The sequence below is a fragment of the Citrobacter sp. Awk 4 genome (genome assembly GCF_028069725.1).
Taxonomy (GTDB): domain Bacteria; phylum Pseudomonadota; class Gammaproteobacteria; order Enterobacterales; family Enterobacteriaceae; genus Citrobacter_D.
The window spans coordinates 1-324 of record NZ_JANEWG010000161.1 but is presented as its reverse complement, the minus strand read 5'-3'; the positions used below and the strand labels follow the sequence as shown (position 1 = coordinate 324).

Sequence of the window (324 nt, the reverse complement as noted above, 5' to 3'; positions counted from 1 at the left end):
AGGGAACCGGCCCGCTGGGGCGTTTTCAGGCGCACTATCAGTATGATGCGCTGGGCAGACGTACGCGAAAACAGGTCGCCACCGCCCACGGCACCACCGAAACCCGCTTCCTCTGGCAGGGATACCGCCTGTTGCAGGAGCAGCACGACGGCGGGCAATGCAGCACATACCTTTATGACCCGAACGAAGCGTGGAGTCCGCTGGCGCGAATCGACCATCTGCGCGACGATAAACAGGGGGAGATTTACTGGTTCGGTACTGACCTGAACGGCGCACCGCTGGAAGTCACCGACGTACGCGGCAACGTGCGCTGGAGTGGCCATT

Annotated in this window: 1 protein-coding gene; it reads left to right on the top strand. The window is 62.0% G+C overall.

The features are described from left to right. Positions 1–324 (top strand): RHS domain-containing protein (locus NNO04_RS22655; protein ID WP_271446541.1); only part of this gene is annotated, 324 nt, incomplete at both ends.